The 21,743-nt window shown below is 63.7% G+C and carries 18 protein-coding genes and 1 riboswitch; of the genes, 7 read left to right on the forward strand and 11 right to left on the reverse strand.

Translation table 11 applies throughout. The features are described 5' to 3' along the window. Positions 1–27: 27 nt before the first annotated feature. A complete protein-coding gene (locus FQ755_RS03800; protein ID WP_144151145.1) occupies positions 28–1,182 on the reverse strand; it encodes an FAD-dependent oxidoreductase in 1,155 nt (384 codons plus the stop codon). A 208-nt stretch (positions 1,183–1,390) separates the two neighbouring features. Next, positions 1,391–1,502: riboswitch (TPP riboswitch) on the reverse strand. A 386-nt stretch (positions 1,503–1,888) separates the two neighbouring features. Here FQ755_RS03800 and FQ755_RS03805 point away from each other — a divergent pair. The 3 genes from FQ755_RS03805 (at position 1,889) to FQ755_RS03815 (ending at position 5,530) form a co-directional block, all read left to right on the forward strand. Continuing rightward, positions 1,889–3,640 carry an ABC transporter ATP-binding protein/permease gene (locus FQ755_RS03805; protein ID WP_144151147.1) on the forward strand — a complete coding sequence of 584 codons (1,752 nt, stop codon included), beginning with the start codon at positions 1,889–1,891 and terminating at the stop codon, positions 3,638–3,640. Positions 3,641–4,087: 447 nt separating this feature from the next. After that, entirely contained in the window at positions 4,088–4,657 is a 570-nt protein-coding gene (locus tag FQ755_RS03810) for a hypothetical protein (RefSeq protein WP_260858289.1), read from the forward strand. A gap of 126 nt (positions 4,658–4,783) precedes the next feature. After that, positions 4,784–5,530 (forward strand): response regulator, encoded by a 747-nt coding sequence (locus tag FQ755_RS03815; protein WP_144151151.1) that lies wholly within the window; start codon positions 4,784–4,786, stop codon positions 5,528–5,530. 44 nt (positions 5,531–5,574) lie between these two features. On the opposite strand, the gene FQ755_RS03820 is transcribed toward FQ755_RS03815, so the two are convergent. The 5 genes from FQ755_RS03820 to FQ755_RS37140 all read right to left on the reverse strand — a co-directional run bounded on the left by FQ755_RS03820 (position 5,575) and on the right by FQ755_RS37140 (position 7,998). After that, positions 5,575–6,243 carry a flagellar basal body L-ring protein FlgH gene (locus FQ755_RS03820; protein WP_144151153.1) on the reverse strand — a complete coding sequence of 223 codons (669 nt, stop codon included), beginning with the start codon at positions 6,241–6,243 and terminating at the stop codon, positions 5,575–5,577. A gap of 59 nt (positions 6,244–6,302) precedes the next feature. After that, positions 6,303–7,064, reverse strand: coding sequence for a hypothetical protein (locus FQ755_RS03825; protein ID WP_186308410.1), 762 nt, complete (start codon positions 7,062–7,064; stop codon positions 6,303–6,305). A gap of 3 nt (positions 7,065–7,067) precedes the next feature. Further along, positions 7,068–7,214, reverse strand: coding sequence for a DUF6726 family protein (locus tag FQ755_RS03830; protein ID WP_313957406.1), 147 nt, complete (start codon positions 7,212–7,214; stop codon positions 7,068–7,070). A 67-nt stretch (positions 7,215–7,281) separates the two neighbouring features. Then, positions 7,282–7,455 (reverse strand): hypothetical protein, encoded by a 174-nt coding sequence (locus tag FQ755_RS37135; protein ID WP_186308411.1) that lies wholly within the window; start codon positions 7,453–7,455, stop codon positions 7,282–7,284. A gap of 285 nt (positions 7,456–7,740) precedes the next feature. Next, a complete protein-coding gene (locus FQ755_RS37140; protein WP_186308414.1) occupies positions 7,741–7,998 on the reverse strand; it encodes a hypothetical protein in 258 nt (85 codons plus the stop codon). On the opposite strand from FQ755_RS37140, the gene FQ755_RS03835 reads away from it, so the two are divergent. Both FQ755_RS03835 and FQ755_RS03840 read left to right on the forward strand, forming a co-directional pair. Continuing rightward, complete coding sequence (locus FQ755_RS03835; RefSeq protein WP_144151157.1) at positions 7,888–8,628, forward strand: response regulator; 741 nt, start codon at positions 7,888–7,890, stop codon at positions 8,626–8,628. The two genes, FQ755_RS37140 and FQ755_RS03835, sit on opposite strands and share 111 nt — an antisense overlap. Then, complete coding sequence (locus tag FQ755_RS03840) at positions 8,625–9,965, forward strand: ATP-binding protein (RefSeq protein ID WP_144151159.1); 1,341 nt, start codon at positions 8,625–8,627, stop codon at positions 9,963–9,965. The genes FQ755_RS03835 and FQ755_RS03840 overlap by 4 nt, the downstream gene beginning before the upstream one ends. A gap of 155 nt (positions 9,966–10,120) precedes the next feature. Here the strand turns inward: FQ755_RS03840 and FQ755_RS03845 are convergent, their stop codons facing one another. The 4 genes from FQ755_RS03845 to FQ755_RS03860 form a co-directional block, all read right to left on the reverse strand. Further along, entirely contained in the window at positions 10,121–11,041 is a 921-nt protein-coding gene (locus tag FQ755_RS03845) for a tyrosine-protein phosphatase (RefSeq protein ID WP_260858277.1), read from the reverse strand. Between the two features lie 319 nt (positions 11,042–11,360). Beyond that, the gene (locus tag FQ755_RS03850) at positions 11,361–12,830 is read right to left on the reverse strand and encodes a glutamate synthase subunit beta (protein ID WP_144151163.1); all 1,470 of its coding nucleotides are present in this window, start codon (positions 12,828–12,830) and stop codon (positions 11,361–11,363) included. A gap of 110 nt (positions 12,831–12,940) precedes the next feature. Then, positions 12,941–17,644: a glutamate synthase-related protein gene (locus FQ755_RS03855; RefSeq protein ID WP_144151165.1), complete on the reverse strand. Its 4,704-nt coding sequence runs from the start codon at positions 17,642–17,644 to the stop codon at positions 12,941–12,943. A 301-nt stretch (positions 17,645–17,945) separates the two neighbouring features. Beyond that, positions 17,946–18,653: a transposase gene (locus tag FQ755_RS03860; protein ID WP_144151166.1), complete on the reverse strand. Its 708-nt coding sequence runs from the start codon at positions 18,651–18,653 to the stop codon at positions 17,946–17,948. A 190-nt stretch (positions 18,654–18,843) separates the two neighbouring features. Between FQ755_RS03860 and FQ755_RS03865 the strand changes: the two genes are divergently transcribed. Together FQ755_RS03865 and FQ755_RS03870 are read left to right on the forward strand one after the other, a co-directional pair. Further along, a complete protein-coding gene (locus tag FQ755_RS03865) occupies positions 18,844–19,566 on the forward strand; it encodes an OmpW/AlkL family protein (protein WP_144151169.1) in 723 nt (240 codons plus the stop codon). Positions 19,567–19,854: 288 nt separating this feature from the next. Next, complete coding sequence (locus tag FQ755_RS03870) at positions 19,855–20,238, forward strand: YqjD family protein (RefSeq protein WP_144151171.1); 384 nt, start codon at positions 19,855–19,857, stop codon at positions 20,236–20,238. Between the two features lie 132 nt (positions 20,239–20,370). Here FQ755_RS03870 and FQ755_RS03875 read toward each other — a convergent pair whose 3' ends face one another. Next, positions 20,371–21,516, reverse strand: a complete 1,146-nt coding sequence (locus FQ755_RS03875) for a deoxyguanosinetriphosphate triphosphohydrolase (protein WP_144151231.1) — start codon at positions 21,514–21,516, stop codon at positions 20,371–20,373. Positions 21,517–21,743: the final 227 nt, after the last annotated feature.

Below are 21,743 nucleotides of genomic sequence, written 5' to 3' on the forward strand. Positions count from 1 at the left end.
CCGCCGCCGACATACGGCGCGCAACCCTCATGCCGGCACCTGCGGGCAATCCCGGGAGTCGAGCCGGGCAAGCTGAAACAGCTCGCTCCAGCGGGCCTCGCGCTGCCAGCCGGCGAAGGCATCGGCGTCGCCGATGCGTCCTTCGAGCAGCGCGGCGGCGAAGCGGGCGGCTTCGTCCGCGACTTCCGGCACGATCATGTAGCCATGCCGGTACAGGCCGTTCACGCGCACGGTCTGCGCGCCATCCCAGACCAGCGCCGGACGATGGTCCGGCAAGGTCGGGCGGCACTGCGAGTTCAGCTCGAGTATGCGCGCCTCGCCGAAGCCGGGATGGACCGAGAACGCCGCGCTCAGCAACTCCAGCGCGGAACGCACGCTGACGGGCGACATGTCCTCGCCTTCCACTTCGGTGGCGCCGATCACGTAGAGATCGTCCTGCTTCGGCGCGATGTACAGCGGATAACGCGGATGCAAGAGACGCACCGGGCGCGTGAGATTAATGCCCGGCGCATGGACGCGAGCGACCTCGCCGCGAATGCCGCGCAAAGTGGGCAATGCCGGCTTGGCGCCGAGCCCGCGGCAATCGATCGTCACGCGCGCCGGCGGGAAAGCATGCTCGGCGACAGGCGTATTCCAGTGTGTTTCGACGCCGCGCTCGGCGAGACCCGCGGCCAAAGCCTGCAGCACCTGGCGATTATCCAGTTGTCCTTCATTCGGCAACAGCCAGCCTTGCGCGAAGCGGCCGGCCAGCGCCGGTTCGGTGGCGCCCACCTGCGCGCCCGCCAGCGTGACGAAGCCGCCGTCCAGCAGATCCGCCGGTGCATTCGAACGCACGCGGCGCTCGAACAGCGGCGCTTCGGTGCGATCGGCGTGATGCCAGACCACCAGCGTGCCGTTGCGCTGAAAGAACACCGGTTCGGGCAATTCGGCGAGGATGGTCGGCCAGGTATCGAGCGAGGTTGCGCCGAGGCGCGTGATCAGCAGCTCGGCGCTAGCCGCTTCGGCGAGCGGCGCGAGCATTGCCGCCGCCACCCACGCGGCGGCCTGCGAGCCGGCGGCGTCGCCGCGTTCATACAAGGCGACGCGGTAACCCGCGCCGGCAAGCCGCCAGGCGACCAGCCGGCCGCACAGGCCGCCGCCGATCACGGCGAAATCCGGTTGCGTGAGGGCGCGCGTATTCATCGCCATTCCGCCAGCACGCGCGAAGCGGCATCGACCATGAGAGGGCAAACGAGGCAAACAACTGAAGAATGAGCGGTCATCGTATCCTTTCTGTACGGCAACAGGCGCACGTACCCAAGGACGAAACCGGCGGGCGAGGCCGGCCGGGCAAACAGCGCATCCAGTGCTGGACGCCGCCCGGCGGGGCAATGGAAGACACGCGAAGACAAGCCGGCTTCCGGAAACTTCCCGCGCCGGTATTACCCGGATCGGGTGCAAAGGGTCTCTCTCAGCCTCACCGCTGCATACGGCCCGCGTGCAAAGCACCCCTGTTTCGTCGAGAGTCATTAGACCATAAAAGGCGCGCGGGCCGCAAACCGGGGCGGCCGGGCGCCGACGGCCCGCGCCGATTGCTGCTGGCGCGCGCGGCCGTCTGGCACAATGCAACGAGCGCATGCCCGCGCCGTCGGCGCGGCTTGTCGCCGCAGCCACGGCGGCCCTCTCGCGGCGTCTCGCGCGAGCGGTTTTCGCTTAATTTTCACTTAAGGCGGTCACGCCAGAATCGAGCCACCTGCGCCAGCACATCGGCGCCGGGCGCCGGGCGACGGGGTCGAGGCCCGGGCCGCAATTGCATTTCCGCCGTGGCGCCGGTTCGCCATGACTGGGCCACCGAGGCCCAGCCGCGATGAACCGGCCCGAGTTGAGCCAGCATTTCTTCAGGATGGTCATGACACCCAATACTTCCCCTGCCGGCAAGCTAGAACCGGACGAAAAAGTCTCCGCGTGGAGTCTGATCAAGCCCTACTGGGTCTCAGAAGAATGGAAGGTCGCGTGGGCCCTGCTCGTCACCATCATTGCGATCAACCTCGCCAATGTGTGGCTGAGCGTGAAGTTCAACACCTGGAACGGCGACTTCTATAACGCCTTGCAGGCCAAGAACGTTCACGACTTCCCGCACCTGATGGTGGTCTTCTCCGCCATCGTATTCGCGATGATCATTCTGTTCGTGTACGGCCGGTATCTGCGCCAGATGCTCGGATTCCGCTGGCGGCAATGGCTTACGCACCGCTATCTCGAAGAATGGCTCGGCGACGGCGCCTTCTACCGGATCGAGCGCGACCGGCTCGCCGACAACCCCGACCAGCGTATCAGCGACGACCTGCAGTCGTTCGCGACCACCACGCTCACGCTGACGCTCGATCTGCTCTCGACCGTCGTCACGCTCGTCACGTTCGTCACTATCCTCTGGTCGCTCGCCGGAGCATTGACGGTGTCGCTCGGCGGCATGCCGATCACCATTCCCGGCTACATGGTGTGGGTCGCCGCGCTGTATGCACTGGGCGGCTCGTACATGATCTACAAGCTCGGTCACCCGCTCGTTTCGATCACTTACCAGCAGCAGAAAGTCGAGGCTGACTTCCGTTTCGGCCTGATCCGCGTGCGCGAAAACGCCGAGCAGATCGCGTTTTACGACGGCGAAGCCACCGAGCGCGCCACCGCCGGCAATGTCTTCCAGCGCATTCGCGACAACTGGTGGCGCGTGATGAAGTACACCAAGCGCCTGAGCTTCGTGCTGAGTTTCTACGGTCAGATCGCCATCATCTTTCCGATTGTGGTGGCGTCGCCGCGCTACTTCGCTGGCGCCTTCACGTTCGGCGTGCTCATGCAGATCCAGAACTCGTTCGGCACCGTGAGCGATTCGTTTTCCTGGTTCATCAACAGTTACGGCAGCCTTGTCGACTGGCGCGCTACGGTGAATCGTCTGCGCGAATTCAAACGCGTCATCCGCGCCTCGCATCTGAAAGAGACGGTCTCGCCGGCCACCGCGCATGGCGGCATCAACCTGCATTACATAGACGAGGACAAGCTCACCACGGAAGGGTTGTCGCTGTCCTTGCCGAACGGCGCCGCGCTCTCGCAGATCCGCGACATCACCATCCGGCCCGGTTCGCGCTGGCTGGTGCGCGGTCCGTCCGGCTCGGGCAAGAGCACCCTGATGCGCGCGCTTGCCGGACTGTGGCCGTTCGGCGACGGCTCGATCGACGCGCCGGTCAATGCCCGCATGATGTTCATTCCGCAGCAGAGCTACATGCCGATCGGCTCGCTGAAAGCCGCGCTCGCCTACCCGTCCTCGGCCGACACCTACACCGACGAAGAGTGCAGCGAAGCACTGCGCACCTGCCGCCTCGACGACTACGCGGATCGTCTCGACGAATCCGGTCACTGGGCGCGCGTGCTTTCCCCGGGCGAACAGCAGCGCCTCGCCGCCGCCCGCGTGCTGCTGCACAAACCGGACTATCTGTTCCTCGACGAAGCCACTAGCGCGCTCGACGCGGCCAACGAAGCCCTGCTCTATCATCTCTTCACCGAGCGTCTGCCGAAGGCGGCGATTGTCAGCGTGGCGCACCGCGAATCGCTCGCGGCGTTCCACGAAGAGACGCTCGACGTCGAACGTGCGGGCGAACCGGTCGCCGCATAAGCGCCCCGTCAATCAACTCACCGATGCCGGCCCCGGCATCGGTGCAGTTACGCCGACCTCGCACAAGCGCCAATCCCACCCCGGCGCCGCCTCGCTCCCTCCGGCAACATCCTGAAATACGCGTGAACAGTTCGAAAGCATTTACGAACCGTTCAGGCTGTTCCGTGCTTTGAAAGTCCCCCCCAGCAGCGACGATTGACATGCCGGCCCAACACCACGTTGCGGCCCGCACGCCCTCATTGCTACCGGACTTGCCGCCCATGTCATTCGCCCGCATTCATCCTTCCCGCCCTTCGCTGCAACGGCTCACGCATCTGCGCGCCGCACGCTAGGCGTGGCCGCCCTGCGCTTCACCTTCGATCCGACACGCCGAGGTCCCGCATCGTGACCACCTTGCACTCATCGCTGTTTCCCGCCGTCCTGTGGACCCTGCGCTTTCCGTGGACCATCGGACGGCGCTGCTATGCAGGGCTCGCGACGGCAACCCTTCTGTGCGTTGGACTGAACGGCTGCGCGTGGACCCTCATCACGGCGGCCGACGCCACCGGCTCGGTGATCCAGGCGGGCTATGCCATCGCCTCGAACTATTCGTCGCCGACCTTCGTCAACGGCCGGCCTGCAGCCATCAGCACGGTGTGCATCGAAGTGAACCAGATGGTGTCCGTCGGCGACTTCGTCCCGTCGCTGCAGCTCGCGCTCAACCGGCGCGGCATTCGCTCGGACGTCTATAACCCGGGCACCGCTCCTGTCAGTTGCGAGGCGCGGCTGGTCTATAACGCCTCGGTCGACTACGGCCGGCGCGAGTTCAACGACAACCCGATCCAGTACCTTTCGGTGATCGATCTCACGCTGATTCAGCAAGGCCATATTCTCGTCACCGCGCGCTATCAGACCGGCGAACTCGGCGTGGACCGCTTCTCGAATGCGTCGGTGAAACTCGGCGGCATGATCGACAAGATGGTGGTGGATCGCACCGAGTTGCGGCCGCAGACCATTCAAACCTCGCAGATCAACTGACCTCAACGCACCTCACCTCAACTCAACACCTGGCCACGCGCGCCGGCTTCCTCGCACGGCTGACGGAAAGGTTTAGAAAGCATTGCGCGCTATCAGCGTCCCGACGTATCTCATAAGATTGCCGGAATGAACCAATCCATTCTCGTCGTCGACGACGATCCCGTCGTCCGCGACCTTGTGCGCGAATATCTGCACGGACGCGGCTTTTCGGTAACGGTGCTGGAGCACGGCATGGGCTTACAGCGCGCGCTGCAAAACGAACGGCCGGCGCTGGTGGTGCTCGACATCATGATGCCGGAACTGGACGGCATCAGCGCGCTGCGCGCCTTGCGTCTCGCCGGCGACGACATTCCCGTGATCCTCTTGACGGCGCGTGCCGATGTGATCGATCGCGTAATCGGTCTCGAACTCGGCGCGGACGATTATCTGGGCAAGCCCTTCGAACCGAGCGAACTGGTGGCGCGCATCCGCACCGTGTTGCGTCGGCGCGGCGCGATTGCGCCTGGCGCGCCGGAGAATCGCGCGCCATACCGCTTTGGCCGCTTCGAGGTGAATTTTCCGGCGCGCGAATTGCGCCGCGACAACGAACGCATCGTGCTGCGATCGAGCGAATTCGCCATGCTCAAAGTATTCGTCACACATGCGATGACGGTGCTCACGCGCGCACAACTGCTCGAGAAATTGCATGGCAATAGCGAGGCGCATCGCAATCGCAGCCTCGACGTTTCCATCTGGCGTCTGCGGCGCCTGATCGAAGTGGACCCGTCCGAGCCGCGCTACGTGCAGACGGTCTGGGGTCGTGGCTATGTGTTCGTGCCGGATGGAGAAATCGGCGCGGCGGAACGGATCGCGCCGCCGCTCGCCGACGCCTAGCCGTCAACCGCCTCGGCTCGCAGGATACGCGAGCCAGAAGCGCGCTAGAACGTCAGCACGCTCAGGAACATCCGCTGCAGCCAGCCCACCGTGGTCGAATCGCTGACGATGCCGCGTCCGGCCTGCTCGATGCGCGCATTCGCCACCTTGCCCGACGAAACGAAGTTGCCTGCTTCGATGTCCTTAGGATTGACGATGCCCGACAGCCGCAGGCGATCGTGATTGCCGTTCATCGCGATCAGCTTCTCGCCCGACACCAGCAGATTGCCGGTCGGCATCGTGCCGATCACGGTCACCGCCAGCGTCCCGGTCATGCCGCTGGTGTCGGTCATCGCGCCCTGGCCCTTGAAGTCGGTATTCGCGGAACCGATGTTGAAAAGGCGCGCGAGCCGCGCCGCGGCGCCGGTCGATTGATCGGCTGCGGTGGCGCTGATATCGCTCGCGCGGCTCGCCGTCGTATTCGCGCTGCTGTTGCCGCTGTACGACTCGGACAGGCGAATCGTCAGCACGTCGCCCACGTGCTGTGCACGCGGCGTCTCGTATAAAAGCAGCGACGCACCGGCCTGATAGATCGCGCCCTGCGTATTGATGTTGAGCGGCGCGCTCACGAGCGGCGGCAGCATCGGCGTATCGACGATCGAATCCTGGTGGCTCGCGCAAGCGCTCAAATACAGCGCGGCGGTGAGCGTCGCCGCGAGACGTAGCGTGGTCATAAAGGTTGCTCCGCTGGAATGAAGTTGGGATAGACGGGCGGCGCCAGGCATCCCGTTGCTCAACCCGCCTCGGGACTGCTCGCCTGCCACTGGCGCACCAGCGACTTCACCCACGCGTCCGGGTCTTTCAGCAGATAGGTCAGCGTGCCGTTGCGGGTGGACGGCAAAAAGCACAAGGTGATCGAACTCACCGCGTTTTCCCAGACATACGTCGGGACCGTGCTGCTCGCCGCCGCCGTGTCCTGGGTGGCAAGCCGCGGCGGCCCGTAGCGGTCGGCCAGCGCGTCGCGCAGATCGCCCGCGGTGGCATCGTCGACCACGAACGAAATTTCGTAGAGCCGCAACGCACTCTGGCCGTCGACCCGCGCGAAACGCAACACGTGGTCCTGGGCGGGCGCGCCATCCACGACAGCCTGCGAGACTTGCCAGCGGTCCGCCGCGCGATGCGCCCAGCGGCACGCCACGGTCAGGCTCTCGCTCGTTTTCATGCTCATGCCGAGCGCGCCCGCCAGCATGTCGGTTTCGCAGACCGGCACGCTGCCGACCGGCGTCGCCCGCACGGTCGAGCCGGCGCGAAACTCGTCGAGCGTGATGCCAAGCGGAATGCCGCGAAATGCGAACGGCGTATCCATGAGACGCCTGCGCTCATCTGCACTACTACGTTTCGAAGCCGGCGCGAAAGACGACGCGGAAGCGGACGGCGCCGTGCCTGCGGCAGGCTGCGCGTGCGCGGCCGAGGGCGCCGCCACGCCCAGCCCCACGCACAGCAGCAACGACGCCAACGCGGCGCAATATGGACGGGCGGACGGTCGAGAGTTCATGGCTCAGTCGATGGCTGAAGCACACGCATTGAACGGCGTCGCGGCGGCGTGCCCGACGAGCGGCAGAATATCGAGCGTCGCCGCCGTCAGACGGCACGGCAGCGCGGCGGCGCCGCAGCCGTCGAGCGGCAGCAGCAGCGCACCCAGCATCAGCCAGCTTGCGGCACGCCGGCACCGCCGGAAAACAGTCAGAGTGGACACGAACGCCCTCGCCGGATCAGGCTGTCGTGTTGATATGGTTGCCCAGCAGACCGCCGGGCGACATCGGCGTAGCGGGCTCTTCCGGCAGTGCCTCCGGCTTGGCCGCGTTGTCCTGCGCGGGCGCGGGCGCGGTCCGCTCGCGCGGCGGCGGCGGGAAAGTGGTGGGATGGAGATTGTTCGTAACGGTCATGGTCTGCCTCGCGTGGCACTCGATGTGCCTGGGTGCGGATTCGATTACCGCATTGACGCGGGCCGTCGGAAGAAAACTCCACCTTCAGGCCAGCGAAATGCGGCGGCGATGAAATACAGGTCGAATCATCACGCTGCGGGAAGCGTCACCATGCGCGAAGAAACGCGCGCTTTTCCACGGTGCTTACGAGGGGTTTCGGTTGCGCGCCAAACCTTTCCTCGCGGCAATTCCGGTAAGCGGTTTCCCAGCCGATGCGTCCCTCAAAGGCTCTTTATATGGACGGTTTTAGCGCCGCAAACCGGCCGCCTGGCCTTGCTCAACAAGGCTTGCGTCGGTGACGGAGAAAACCGCGGGGCGCACCGGCGGCGCAAGGTAAGTGTTGGTAAGAAAACAATCGGCCGCTCGCCGGGCGCGCCAGTCTAAAATTTCAAGATGAATCCACAGGTCCTTATCGTCGACGACGACCCGGTTGTGCGCGATCTGCTTTGCCGCTTTTTGCAATCGAACGGGTACGACGCTTCCGTGCTCCACGACGGCACGCATCTGCAACGCCGCCTCGAACGAGAGCGGCCTTCGGTCGTGGTGCTCGACATCATGATGCCGAACACCGACGGCCTGCGCGCGCTCACCGCCTTGCGCGCGGCCGGCGACGACATTCCGGTGATCTTCGTGACGGCGCGCGGCACCGTGGCGGATCGCATCGTCGGTTTGTCGCTCGGCGCCGACGACTATCTGACCAAGCCGTTCGATCCACGCGAACTGCTGGCCCGCATCCAGACCGTGCTGCGCCGGCGCGGACCGTCGACCACCAGTGCGCCCGAAGCCCGCAAGCCGTATCGATTCGGGCCGTTCGAACTCGACTTCGCCACCCGCACGCTGTCACGTGACCACACACGGCTCGCGCTGCGCGACAGCGAATTCGCGCTGCTGAAAATCTTCGTCAACAATCCGTACAAGGTGCTTTCGCGCGTGCTGATTCACGATCTGGTGCACCGCGACAACCTCGCCTTTCGCGACCGCAGTCTCGATGTGCCGATCTGGCGCCTGCGCCGCGTGATCGAAGACGATCCGTCCAATCCGTGCTACGTCCAGACCGTGCGCGGCAAGGGTTATGTGTTCGTGCCGGACGCCGACGGCACGCCGTTCTCGATCGAGGGCTCGGCAGACTCATGAGAAACCCGTTGAACACGCTATTCGGCAGAATGGCGTTGCTCTCGACGGCAGTATTGTTGGCAATTCAGGCCGGCTGGTTCGTGCTGGTCGTCATGCAGCCGCCTCATCATGAGGTCGACGGCTTCGCGCGCGGCATCCTGCTGATGCTGCAGGCCGCCAATGGCGAACCGGTGCAAGGCGCGGATCTCGCGCCCGCGATGCGCGTGCATCTGGTGCCGACCTGGAACATGCCTTCCACGATTCATCTTCATACGCCTGGCGAACGGCAGTTCGTCGAACTCAGCCAGCATCTGCGCGAACGCCTGCCACGAGGCACGCAGATCGAAGTCGACGATGCGCGGCCGCCGCGCCTGTGGATCCGCTATCCGGGCAAATCGACGTGGGTGGTGGTGCCGGTGGATATCCCGCCGCGGCCGCGCTTCATCATCGAAACGGTGTCGATGCTGGTGGCGGCGCTGATTCTCTCGCTACTGGCGGTGTGGCAGATGCAGCGGCCGCTGTCGCGCGTGGCGCTTGCCGCGCGCGCGTTCGGCGCGGGCGGGCGGCCCGAGCCCGTCAACGTCCAGGGACCGCGCGAGCTGCGCGACCTGATCGGCTCGTTCAACGACATGATGCGGCGCCTGAATGAAGCCGGCGACGACCAGGCGGTGATGCTGGCCGGCGTCGCGCACGATCTGAAGGCGCCGCTTACGCGGCTCAAGCTGCGCGCGAGCGTGCTGGTGGCGGAAAACGAACGCGCCGGCCTGATTCGCGATGTCGATTCGCTTACCAATATCGTCCAGCAGTTTCTGGAATTCGCCGGCCAGTCCGCCGATGCCGGACCGCCAGTCGAAGTGGACGCGTTCCTGCGCGAACAGTTTTCCGACGCCGCCGTCTCCGATACCGCCGAGCCCGACGACCTCGCCGAGCCCGGTGACCCTGCGGACATAGCCGAGGCCGACCTTCCCTCTGCCCCGCTCTTCAGCCTCGATCTGCGCGCGGGTCCGCACTTCGCGCTGCCGCGCACGCTGCTCGACCGGCTGGTGACGAACCTCGTGGACAACGCGCTCGAACACGGCGCGCCACCCGTCGAAATTACGACGGCGCGCGACGACCGCCATTGGATCGTGAGCGTGCGCGATCACGGCCCCGGCATTCCCGACGACCGGATCGCCGCCGCCATGAAACCGTTCGTGCGGCTCGATGCCGCGCGCGGCGGCGAAGGCCATTGCGGCCTCGGACTGGCGATCGTGGCAAGGCTCGCGCTCGATCGCGGCGGGCGCTGCGATGTGTATAACCATGCCGCAGGCGGCTTATGCGTGCGTATCGCCTTATCCATCGCATCGCAGAGCGCGTGACGCATGCTGCAGGCATCGCCGCTGCACTTACATGCCCTTACCGGGCGGCCTGATCGAGCTGCCGCGCACGTATAGTCTGCGCGGGCTTCCTCGATGGCCCCCTGTTCGGTCCGCCCTGCTGTTGCCCGGGCGGGCCGCTTTTTCCCCTGTTTTATCTAGACGAGCAGACGGTCGCGCAATGCATCGACGCTCGCCTGAGTCATGCCGAGCCCGGTCGTCAGATAGGCCGACATGGTTCCGTAGCTCGCCTGCACCTGATCGAAACCCGCCTGGAGAAAGCTGTCCTGCACGCTAAAAAACGGCGCGTCCAGCATGGCCGCCGCGTCGCCGTTTTCCGCTTGGACCGCCGCGACCTTTGCGTTGATCGAGGCCGCCGAATAGGTGTTCGTCAGCAGATAGTCCTGCATGATGATGTCGAGCGGGACATTCGCCATGCTGAGCAGGAGCGCGGCAACCCAGCCGGTGCGGTCCTTGCCCGCAGCGGAATGGATGAGCTGCACGCCCGGCGTGGCCGCCAGTTGCGAAAGCAGCGCGCCGTAAGCCGCCCGCTGCGTCGCGCCGGTCACGTATGCGCGCTCGGCGCTTTCCATCATCGCCGTGGCGCTGCTCGACATCTGAACGGGCGGCACGGTCTGGTCATCGTCGCCGGTGACGTTGATGCTGTGATAGGCCGCGCCCGTCGGCATCACGTCCGCGACGCGAGCGATTTCGCCCGGCGTGCGCAGATCGTAGACGGTGGCGATGTTAAGCGTGTCGATGACCGCCTTATCCGCCGCGCTCAAGGTTAACGTATTCGAGCGGTAAAACACGCCGCGCCGGACCTGCCGGCCATCGACGGTCTGATAGCCGCCGCCGGCCCCGGCGATATCGCGGAAATTGTCCACCGAAGCCAGTCGCGGCGTATCCGGCAAATCCGCCGACGAGCCCCCGCCGCCGCACGCCGAAAGCAGCGCGCTGCCGAACCCCGACATCAGCAACGCGCTCGCCGAGCTTCTCAGGAAGGCACGACGCGACGAAAGCTCACCGTCCGGTACAAACACCGCCGACCGCGCGTGGGCCGCGCGGGTCGCAGGCAAGCGAACTTTCGCAATGAAATCCATGGAGTGTATGGGTGAGGCGCGTATGCCGCCTGCGCGCGCTGAAAGGCCGACGGATGGCGCGAAAGAGACAGCGCCGCAGCCGAGTGTAGCGGGCAAAAGTATCCATTGCATTACAAAGTAGGCAACGGTAAGGGTTTGAAATTGATGCCAGATCGGGAGATCGAAGAAGGGCGCGGATGGGTGAGGCGTTTCGTTGACGGTAAAAAAGCCGGGGCGCCCTTACGGATGCCCGGCTTCGATTACCGCTTTACCGCCTTCTCGTTTCCACCTTGCCCTGCAAACGGCTACCGAAGACTCAACGCGGCAGTTCCGACTGTCCCATCAAAAACGCATCCACCGAACGCGCGCACTGACGGCCTTCGCGGATCGCCCACACCACCAGCGATTGACCACGACGCATGTCGCCCGCCGTGAACACCTTGTCCACCGACGTGTAGTACGCCTTGTCGCCCTCAGTCGACGAACGCACGTTGCCGCGCGCGTCCTTATCCACGCCGAATGCTTCCAGCACCGGCGAGACCGGTTGCGTGAAGCCCATCGCCAGCAGCACGAGGTCGGCCTTCATTTCGAACTCGGAATCCGGCACTTCCTGCATCTTGCCGTCCTTCCATTCGACGCGCACCGCAACCAGCTTTTCGACCTTGCCGTTCTTGCCTTCGAGACGCTTGGTCGCCACCGCCCAGTCGCGCTCGCACCCTTCTTCGTGCGACGACGACGTGCGCAGCTTGATCGGCCAGTACGGCCACACCAGCGGCTTGTTCTCTTCTTCCGGCGGTTGCGGCAGCAATTCGAACTGCGTCACGCTCTTCGCGCCGTGGCGGTTGGACGTGCCCACGCAATCGGAACCCGTATCGCCGCCGCCGATCACCACGACGTGCTTGCCCTTCGCCAGCAGCTGCGAGGCGAGCTTGTCGCCCGCGTTGACCTTGTTCTGCTGCGGCAGGAATTCCATCGCGTAGTAGATGCCTTCCAGCTCGCGGCCCGGCACCGGCAAGTCGCGCGGCGTTTCCGAGCCGCCCGACAGCACCACGGCGTCGAACTGCTCTTTCAGTTCGGCCGGCGTGATGGTTTCCTTCGCCGTGTTGCCGATGTATCCCGGCAGCGAGTCCGCCTTGCCGATGAACACATTGGCGCGGAACGTGACGCCTTCGGCTTCCATCTGACGCATGCGGCGATCGATCAGCCACTTTTCCAGCTTGAAATCGGGGATGCCATAACGCAGCAGGCCGCCAATGCGGTCGTTCTTTTCGAACACGGTGACATCGTGCCCCGCGCGCGCGAGTTGCTGCGCGACGGCGAGTCCGGCGGGGCCGGATCCGACCACCGCGACCTTCTTGCCCGTTTTGTGCTTCGCCGGCTGCGGCGCGACCCAGCCTTCGGCCCACGCCTTGTCGATGATCGCGTGCTCAATCGACTTGATGCCAACGGCGTCGTCATTGATACCGAGCGTGCACGCCGCTTCGCACGGCGCCGGGCAGATGCGGCCGGTGAACTCCGGGAAGTTGTTGGTGGAATGCAGCACTTCGATCGCGGTCTTCCAGTCCTGATGGAACACCAGGTCGTTGAAGTCCGGGATGATGTTGTTCACCGGGCAGCCGTTATTGCAGAACGGGATGCCGCAGTCCATGCAACGTGCGCCTTGAATCTTCGCTTCGTCGTCGGACAATGCCGCGACGAATTCCTTGTAGTGCTTCACACGCGTGAGCGGAGCTTCGTACGTCTCGTGGCGACGTTCGAACTCGAGAAAACCGGTTGCCTTGCCCATGTGGTTCTCTTATCTATCTATACAGGTGGGGAATCGGCGCCTGCCGCACACGAGGGCGGCAGGCACATCTAACAGGTTTTTAACCTGACGTTTGGGTCTGGCGCTGCGGGTTAAGCGGCGAGCACTTCCTTGTTCGCCTTCTTCGCCGCCATCTCGCCCAGCGCGCGCTTGTATTCCGTCGGGAACACCTTGACGAACTGACGGCGCGACGCGTCCCAGTTTTCGAGCAGCGCCTTCGCGCGCGGCGAACCGGTGAACTGGAAGTGACGTTCGATCAGCCCCTTGAGCAGCACTTCGTCGGTTTCGTTCGCGTGCCACAGACCCTTGTCGACCGTGCGTTCCTGTTCGGCCTGTTGCAGCACCGGATCGAGCGCGACCATCGACTTGTTGCACTTGCCGGCAAACGTGTTGTCCGGATCGAACACATACGCGATGCCGCCCGACATGCCGGCCGCGAAGTTACGCCCCGTCTCGCCGAGCACCACCACCGTGCCGCCCGTCATGTATTCGCAACCGTGGTCACCGGTACCTTCCACCACTGCGGTCGCGCCCGAGTTACGCACGCAGAAGCGCTCGCCGGCCACACCGCGGAAGAATGCTTCGCCTTCGATCGCGCCGTACATCACCGTATTGCCGCAGATGATGTTTTCTTCCGACTTGCCGCGGAAATCGTTAGTCGGACGAATGATGATGCGTCCACCCGACAGGCCCTTGCCGACATAGTCGTTGCCGTCGCCGACCAGGTCCAGCGTCACGCCGCGGGCGAGAAACGCGCCGAAACTCTGGCCCGCCGTCCCCTTCAACTGGATATGCACCGTATCGTCGGGCAGGCCGTCGTGGCCGTACTTCTTCGCGATCGTGCCGGACAACATGGCGCCGACCGTGCGGTTGACGTTGCGCACCGGCTGGATGAACGAGACGTGCTCGCCCTTCTCGATGGCCGCCTTTGCCTTCTCGATCAGGGTGTGATCGAGTGCCTTGTCGAGGCCATGGTCCTGCACGTCGACGTGCTTGCGCGCCACTTCCGCCGGCACCGACGGCTGGTAGAACACGCGCGAGAAGTCCAGCCCCTTCGCCTTCCAGTGTTCGACGCCCTTCTTCGTGTCGAGCAGTTCGGCATGGCCGACCAGGTCGTCGAACTTGCGAATACCCAGTTGCGCCATGATTTCGCGCACCTCTTCCGCAACGAAGAAGAAGAAGTTGACGACGTGTTCCGGCTGGCCCTTGAACTTCGCGCGCAGCACCGGATCTTGCGTGGCCACGCCCACCGGGCAGGTATTCAGATGGCACTTGCGCATCATGATGCAGCCCTGGACCACGAGCGGCGCCGTCGCAAAGCCAAATTCATCCGCGCCGAGCAGCGCGCCGATCACGACATCGCGGCCGGTCTTCATCTGACCGTCCGCCTGCACGCGGATACGGCCGCGCAGCTGGTTCAGCACCAGGGTCTGCTGCGTTTCGGCGAGACCGAGCTCCCACGGCGTGCCGGCGTGCTTGAGCGACGACAGCGGCGAAGCGCCCGTACCGCCATCATGGCCCGCGATCACGACGTGATCGGCCTTGGCCTTGGCGACACCCGCAGCCACCGTGCCGACGCCCGATTCCGAGACGAGCTTGACCGAAATGCTGGAAGACGAGTTGACGTTCTTCAGGTCGTGGATCAGTTGCGCCAGATCTTCGATCGAATAGATGTCGTGGTGCGGCGGCGGCGAGATCAGCCCGACGCCCGGCACCGAGTAACGCAGCTTGCCGATGTAATCCGACACCTTGTGACCCGGCAACTGGCCGCCTTCGCCCGGCTTCGCGCCCTGCGCCATCTTGATCTGGATCTGATCGGCCGAGGCGAGATATTCCGCCGTCACGCCAAAACGACCCGACGCCACCTGCTTGATCTTCGAGCGCAGCGAATCGCCGTCCTTCAGCGGAATGTCGACGATGACTTCGTCGCCGATCACCGACTTCATGGTGTCGCCGTTCTTGATCGGAATGCCGCGCAGTTCGTTGCGATAGCGGTTCGCATCCTCGCCGCCTTCGCCGGTGTTCGACTTGCCGCCGATGCGGTTCATCGCCACCGCCAGCGTGGCATGGGCTTCCGTGCTGATCGAGCCGAGCGACATCGCGCCCGTTGCAAAGCGCTTGACGATTTCCTTCGCCGGTTCGACTTCGTCGAGCGGAATCGCTTTGGTCGGATCGAACTTGAATTCGAACAGGCCGCGGAACGTCATGTGGCGCTTCGTCTGATCGTTGATCAGGTGGGCGTATTCCTTGTACGTCTGGTACGAATTGCTGCGCGCCGAGTGTTGCAGCTTGGCGATCGCATCCGGCGTCCACATATGTTCTTCGCCGCGCACGCGGTAGGCGTACTCGCCACCCGCGTCGAGCATGTTGGCGAGAACCGGGCTGTCGCCGAACGCGTCACGGTGCAGACGGATGGCTTCTTCCGCCACGTCGAACAGGCCAATGCCGCCCACCTTCGACGAGGTGCCGCGGAAGTACTTCGACACCAGGTCTTCGGCAAGGCCGACTGCTTCGAAGATCTGCGCGCCGGTGTACGACATGTAGGTCGAAATGCCCATCTTCGACATGACCTTCTGCAGGCCCTTGCCGACTGCCTTGGTGAAGTTGTAGACCGCCTTCTCCGCCGACAGGTCGCCCTTCAGGCCAGCGGCCATTTGCGCGAGCGTTTCCATGGCGAGATACGGATGCACGGCTTCCGCGCCGTAACCGGCGAGCAACGCGAAGTGATGCGTCTCGCGCGCCGAACCGGTTTCGACCACCAGACCCGCGCTCGTGCGCAGACCGTGCTGCACCAGATGCGTGTGGATCGCGGCCGTGGCGAGCAGCGCGGGAATCGCGACGTTGTCGCGGTCGGTCTTGCGGTCGGACACGATCAGCATGTTGTAGCCGGACTTCACCGCATCGACAGCTTCCGCGCACAACGAGGCCAGACGCGCTTCGATGCCTTCCTTGCCCCAGGCCACCGGATAGCAGATGTTCAGCTCATACGAACTGAACTTGCCGCCGGTGTACTGATCGATTGCGCGGATCTTGGCGATGTCCTTGAAGTCCAGCACCGGCTGCGACACCTCGAGACGCATCGGCGGGTTGATGTTGTTCGTGTCCAGCAGATTCGGCTTCGGACCGACGAACGACACCAGCGACATCACCATGTTTTCGCGGATCGGGTCGATCGGCGGGTTCGTGACTTGCGCGAACAACTGCTTGAAGTAGTGATAGAGCGTCTTGTTCTTGTTGGACATGACTGCCAGCGGCGAGTCGTTGCCCATCGAGCCGACGGCCTCTTCACCGGCTTGCGCCATCGGCGCCATCAGGAACTTGAGGTCTTCCTGTGTGTAGCCGAAGGCCTGCTGACGATCCAGCAAGGCTGCGGGTTCGCGACGCTCCGTCACGACGTCTTCCGCGCTCGGCTCGATTTCGTCGAGCTTGATGCGCACCGCGTCGATCCAGCTCTTGTATGGCTTGGCGTTGGCGAGGTTGTCCTTGAGTTCCTTGTCGTCGATGATGCGGCCGTGTTCCATGTCGATCAGGAACATCTTGCCCGGCTGCAGACGCCACTTCTTGACGATCTTCGATTCGGGAATCGGCAACGTGCCGGCTTCCGACGCCATGATGACGAGGTCGTCGTCCGTGACGATGTAGCGTGCCGGACGCAGACCGTTACGGTCGAGCGTGGCGCCGATCTGACGGCCGTCGGTGAAGGCAATCGCGGCGGGGCCGTCCCACGGCTCCATCATCGCGGCGTGGTATTCGTAGAACGCGCGGCGGTTGTCGTCCATCAGCGTGTGCTGTTCCCAGGCTTCCGGGATCATCATCATCATCGCGTGGACGAGCGGGTAACCGGCCATCACCAGCAGTTCGAGACAGTTGTCGAACGAGGCGGTGTCCGATTGGCCCGGATAGATCAGCGGCCACAGCTTCGGCAGGTCGTCACCGAGCACGTGCGAGGCGATCGCGCCGGTACGCGCATTCAGCCAGTTGACGTTGCCCTTCACCGTGTTGATTTCGCCGTTGTGGGCAATCATCCGGTACGGGTGAGCCAGTTCCCACGCCGGGAACGTGTTCGTGGAGAAGCGTTGGTGCACCAGCGCCAGCGCCGACACGGTGCGGTCGTCCTGCAGGTCGCGGTAGTACACGCCCACCTGCCCGGCCAGCAGCAGGCCCTTGTAGACCACCGTGCGCGCCGACATGGACGGCACGAAGTATTCCTTGCCGTGCTTGAGCTTGAGCGCCTGGATGCGGTGGCTGGCGGTCTTGCGGATCACGTACAGCTTCCGTTCGAGCGCGTCGGTCACCATGATGTCCTTGCCGCGGCCAATGAAGATCTGGCGGATCAGCGGCTCGCTCGCCTTGACGGTGGGCGAAATGGGCATGGAGTGGTCGACCGGCACGTCGCGCCAGCCCAGCACCACCTGGCCCTCGGCCTTCACCGTGCGTTCCAGTTCCTGTTCGCAGGCGAGACGCGAGGCGTGTTCCTTCGGCAGAAAGATCATGCCGACGCCGTATTCGCCGAACGGCGGCAACGTCACGCCCTGTTTGGCCATTTCCTCACGATAGAAACCGTCCGGCACCTGAATCAGGATGCCCGCGCCGTCGCCCATCAGCGGATCGGCGCCGACGGCGCCCCGGTGGTCGAGGTTCTCGAGAATCTTCAGGCCCTGCTGGATGATCTCGTGACTTTTCTTGCCCTTGATGTGAGCGACGAAGCCGACGCCGCAGGCGTCATGCTCGTTTTGCGGGTCATAGAGACCTTGCGCGGCGGGAACCGAGGAGACCGGTTGCTGGTGATCGTTCATGGGGACACCGTCTGTAGGGGGCCGAGGAAGGCCGTTGAACCGTTTTTTATTGCCCGCAGTCGCACTGCAACTACGCAGCCGGCTTCGAGGCAACGCGCATCGAAACAGCCGGAATTCGGAATATACGCGACGAATCAAGGGAATAGCAAATAAAACGTGATGATCGATCCCCTATTATCAGATTGGTGCATTGCACTCTATTTTTATTGGTTCCATATCAAAAACAGTGCAAAAGAAAGCGGCATTGAAAAATGCCGCTTTTCGCAAGCCCTTGATGTCAAACGCCTTATCGGGTCAAGCCTTATTGGGTCTGCGGCGTTTCGCGGACCTTGCGCGGCCGGCCGCGCGGCAATGGCGAGACCCGGCGATTCGCCGCCCGCGCCGCCCACTCGCGGTACGAATCGCTGCCGAGCACCCAGCCTTTTAGCGTGGCCTGCTGCAACTGGCTGGCTTCGCGCTCGTCCAGCGGCTGCTCGCAGAGCTCGCGATAGGCTCGCTGCCGTTCGAACGGCGTATTGCCGAGCGACCAGTAGAGCGGGTGGTCGGTGATCAGGCTGTCGAGCGTCAGGCCAATATGATGCCGATAGCTCGACCAGCGGTAATCTTCAGGCGCGCTCACCAGTTGCCCGCGCACCGGGCACATTTCGACCACCCGGCTCGCGAGCAGAAAGTAGCGCTCGCCTTCGATGACGGTGGCCCGGTAGCGACCCTCCCACAAAGTGCCGCGCCGCGAGTAGCGCCGGTTGAAGTGGGCGACGTAGCGGCGACCCACCGCTTGCATCGCCTTCGGCAGGCTCGACTCCTCCGTAGGCGTGACGAGAAGTTGCACCGCACCCGGCATCAACGCGTAGGCGTGGATGGACAGATGATGGTCGCGGGAAGCCGCCTTCAGACAATCGATGAAGAGCTCGTAATCCTGATCGTCGACAAATGCGGGCTGTTGATCGAGTCCGCGCAGGATGACGTGTTGCGGCTGGTCGGGGACATAAAGACGTGCAAGCCGTGCCATGCTGGAGTATCCAATAGTCGCGTTGGTATATACCCGAAGGTCCAAAAAAGCCGAACGCCCGTACGATTCGGTGCGAAGCGGCTCAGCGGAAAACCACGCGGGGCTTAGGGAGAAAGCTCTAACCGGGGCGTATGGTTTGTTTCAAACGTTCTGGTCATAATGAGCGGGCCTTTTCTGGAGGAGCACACATATGAAATTAAAACAGGCCATAACGGGGATCGCGGCGCTCGCCTGCATGACGGCAGCTCACGCTCAATCGGCCGGAACCTTTTACGTCACAACAGGCTGGTTGCATCTCGCACCTCAGTCCAGTAGCGATCCATTGAAGGAGACAAGCGTTGGCGGTTCACCCGTTAATGTCTCACTGCCTAACACAGGCGCCACGCTCGACAGCGCCGACACACTCGGCTTCACCGCGGGCTACTTCGTTACCGACCACATCGCCACAGAATTCGTGATTGGCATTCCGCCGAAGTTCAATCTCGACGGCTCGGGCTCCTTCTCGTCCTACGGCAAACTCGGCGACGCCAAGCAGTGGAGCCCCACGCTGCTGTTCAAATACTACTTCCGCGACGCCCAGGCGAAGTTCCGTCCGTATCTCGGTATTGGCGTCACCCGGGTCTCGTTCACCGACGAAGAAATCACCAACAGTGCGTTCGAACAGCAGGTACTGCATGGTCCGACCTCGGTATCTACGGATAGTTCGTGGGAGCCGGTGTTTAATGGGGGCTTCACCTACGCTTTCGACCAGCACTGGTTCGCCGGCTTCTCGCTGTCCTACCTGCCGCTCAGCACCACGGCCAAGCTGAACACCGAAGCCGCCACGCCGGTGGGCACGCTCAACGTCCAGTCGCAGACGAAGATCAAGCTCAATCCGATCGTGACCTACGTCAACATTGGTTATCGCTTCTGACAGTAAGACTAAGGGTAGACGAGTTTTGGGGGCTTGAACAATGCCGTCATGCATTCATGGCGGCATTTTCATTGGTATGGCGCACAAAGCGCATTCATATGACCCAACTGCCCAGCGCTTTGTAAATTTGACCCGCACAAGCCTGCTTGCGATGCAAATTGTGCCACCGCGATCATGCGCAGACTGGCATGAAACCGCTCTTTGAGCCGTGGCACCGAAGTTGCGTCACATGGGGTTTCCCGCGTCATTCATGCGGGACATCTTTGACTCATCAACGACGGAGCGACCATGACTGCACTACCGAACACGCGAGACGCCCTTGGCGAATCCTGGACGTCGACGAGCCGCCGTGCGCGCCGCATCGCGCGCCATAGCCGCCACGCGGCGGAAGACATCGCCACTGAACTGCGCTCACTGATGTCGGAGCTTGAAGATACGCTGGCGGACGGCACCCAGGCCGACGCCGCAGCGCTGCGCGCCCAGTTGAGCAAACGCCTCGATACGGCCCGCGCCCGCCTGAACGATACCCGAGATGCGGTGCGCCAACGCGCCGAAGTCGCGCTATCCGACGCCGACGACTACGTGCGTGAAAACCCGTGGCAGACCATTGCGATCGTGGGCGGCATTGCCCTGATCGCCGGTGCATTGTTCGCGCGCGGCTGGTCCGACTGATATTCGCGTAGCGTAAATACGCCTCTTTTCTGCGGACGAGAGGCGGTTTATGCCGGACGACTGAGGCGCGGTTTATGCCGGGCGAGGCGCGGTTTGCCGGGCAGCGCCCGGTTTGCGCGCAGCGGTGTCCGGTCAGTTATCCGCGATGACAAACAGCCGCTGATACTCCTTGAGCGCATAGCGGTCCGTCATGCCCGCGATGTAATGCGCGATCAGCCGCGGCTGAACGGCTGCATCCGGTGACTGGTACGCGGGCGGCAGCAGCCGCGGGTCGTCAGTGAACGCGTCGAACAGGCCGACCACCACGCGGCGCGCCTTGTTGGTCATGCGCATCACGCGATAGTGACGGTACAGGTTCTTGAACAGAAAGCGCTTGAGCACGGCCGCCTGCGCAGCAACGCCCGCGCTGTGCGCGACGAGCGGCGGCACCGCGCGCACGGCGTCGATCGATGCCGGCGCGTGCTCGACGAGGTTACGGCTGGTCGTCTCGATCAGATCGACAATCAGCGTGTTGATGATGCGCCGCACCGTTTCGTGGATCAGCCTGCGGCCTTCGATCTGCGGATAATCGCGCCGCGCCGCTTCGTAATGCGACTGCCACAACTCGACTTCAGCCAGTTGCTCGACCGTCAGCAGACCGGAGCGCAGACCGTCATCGACATCGTGATTGTTGTAGGCGATTTCGTCAGCGACGTTCGCAATCTGCGCTTCGATGGACGGTTGCCGCCCTTCGAGAAAGCGCTCGCCCAGCGCGCCAAGCCGCCGCGCATTTTCCCGCGAGCAGTGCTTGAGAATGCCCTCGCGCGTTTCGAAGCAGAGATTGAGGCCGTTAAACGCGCCGTAATGCTCCTCCAGATCGTCGACCACGGCGAGGCTCTGCAAGTTGTGCTCGAAGCCGCCGTGCTCGTGCATGCATTCGTTCAGTGCGTCCTGACCGGCATGGCCGAACGGCGTGTGCCCCAGATCGTGAGCGAGTGAGATGGCTTCGACCAGATCTTCGTTGACCCGTAGGTTGCGCGCCACCGACCGCGCAATCTGCGCCACTTCCAGGCTATGCGTGAGACGGGTGCGGAACAGATCGCCCTCGTGATTCACGAACACCTGGGTCTTGTATTCGAGACGCCGAAAGGCCGTGGAGTGGACGATGCGGTCGCGATCACGCTGAAACTCGGTGCGCGCGCTAGGCGGCGCCTCGGGGTGACGGCGGCCGCGCGATTGCGACGCATGCGCGGCATAAGGCGCAAGATGGGATTCTTCGAGTGCAGTGAGGCCGGGGATGGTTTGCGGCGGCGGCTTTACACCTGAGGGCGTACCACCAGGAGAAACATTCAGGGATTCGCTACGCGTTTCACTCACCGGCTTCTCCGAATCAAAGACCACTTCGATACGCAACGCCACGGACTTTTTCGGGCAATACGGCGCCGCGCCGGGCTTCTGCCCCGCTGGAGCCGCCACTCCAAAAGACTCCACCTTCAGGGCTTGGGGGCTTACCGCCGCGGGTGGCC

This window comes from Paraburkholderia sp. BCC1885, from assembly GCF_900996235.1.
In the GTDB taxonomy this organism is placed as follows: Bacteria; Pseudomonadota; Gammaproteobacteria; order Burkholderiales; family Burkholderiaceae; genus Paraburkholderia.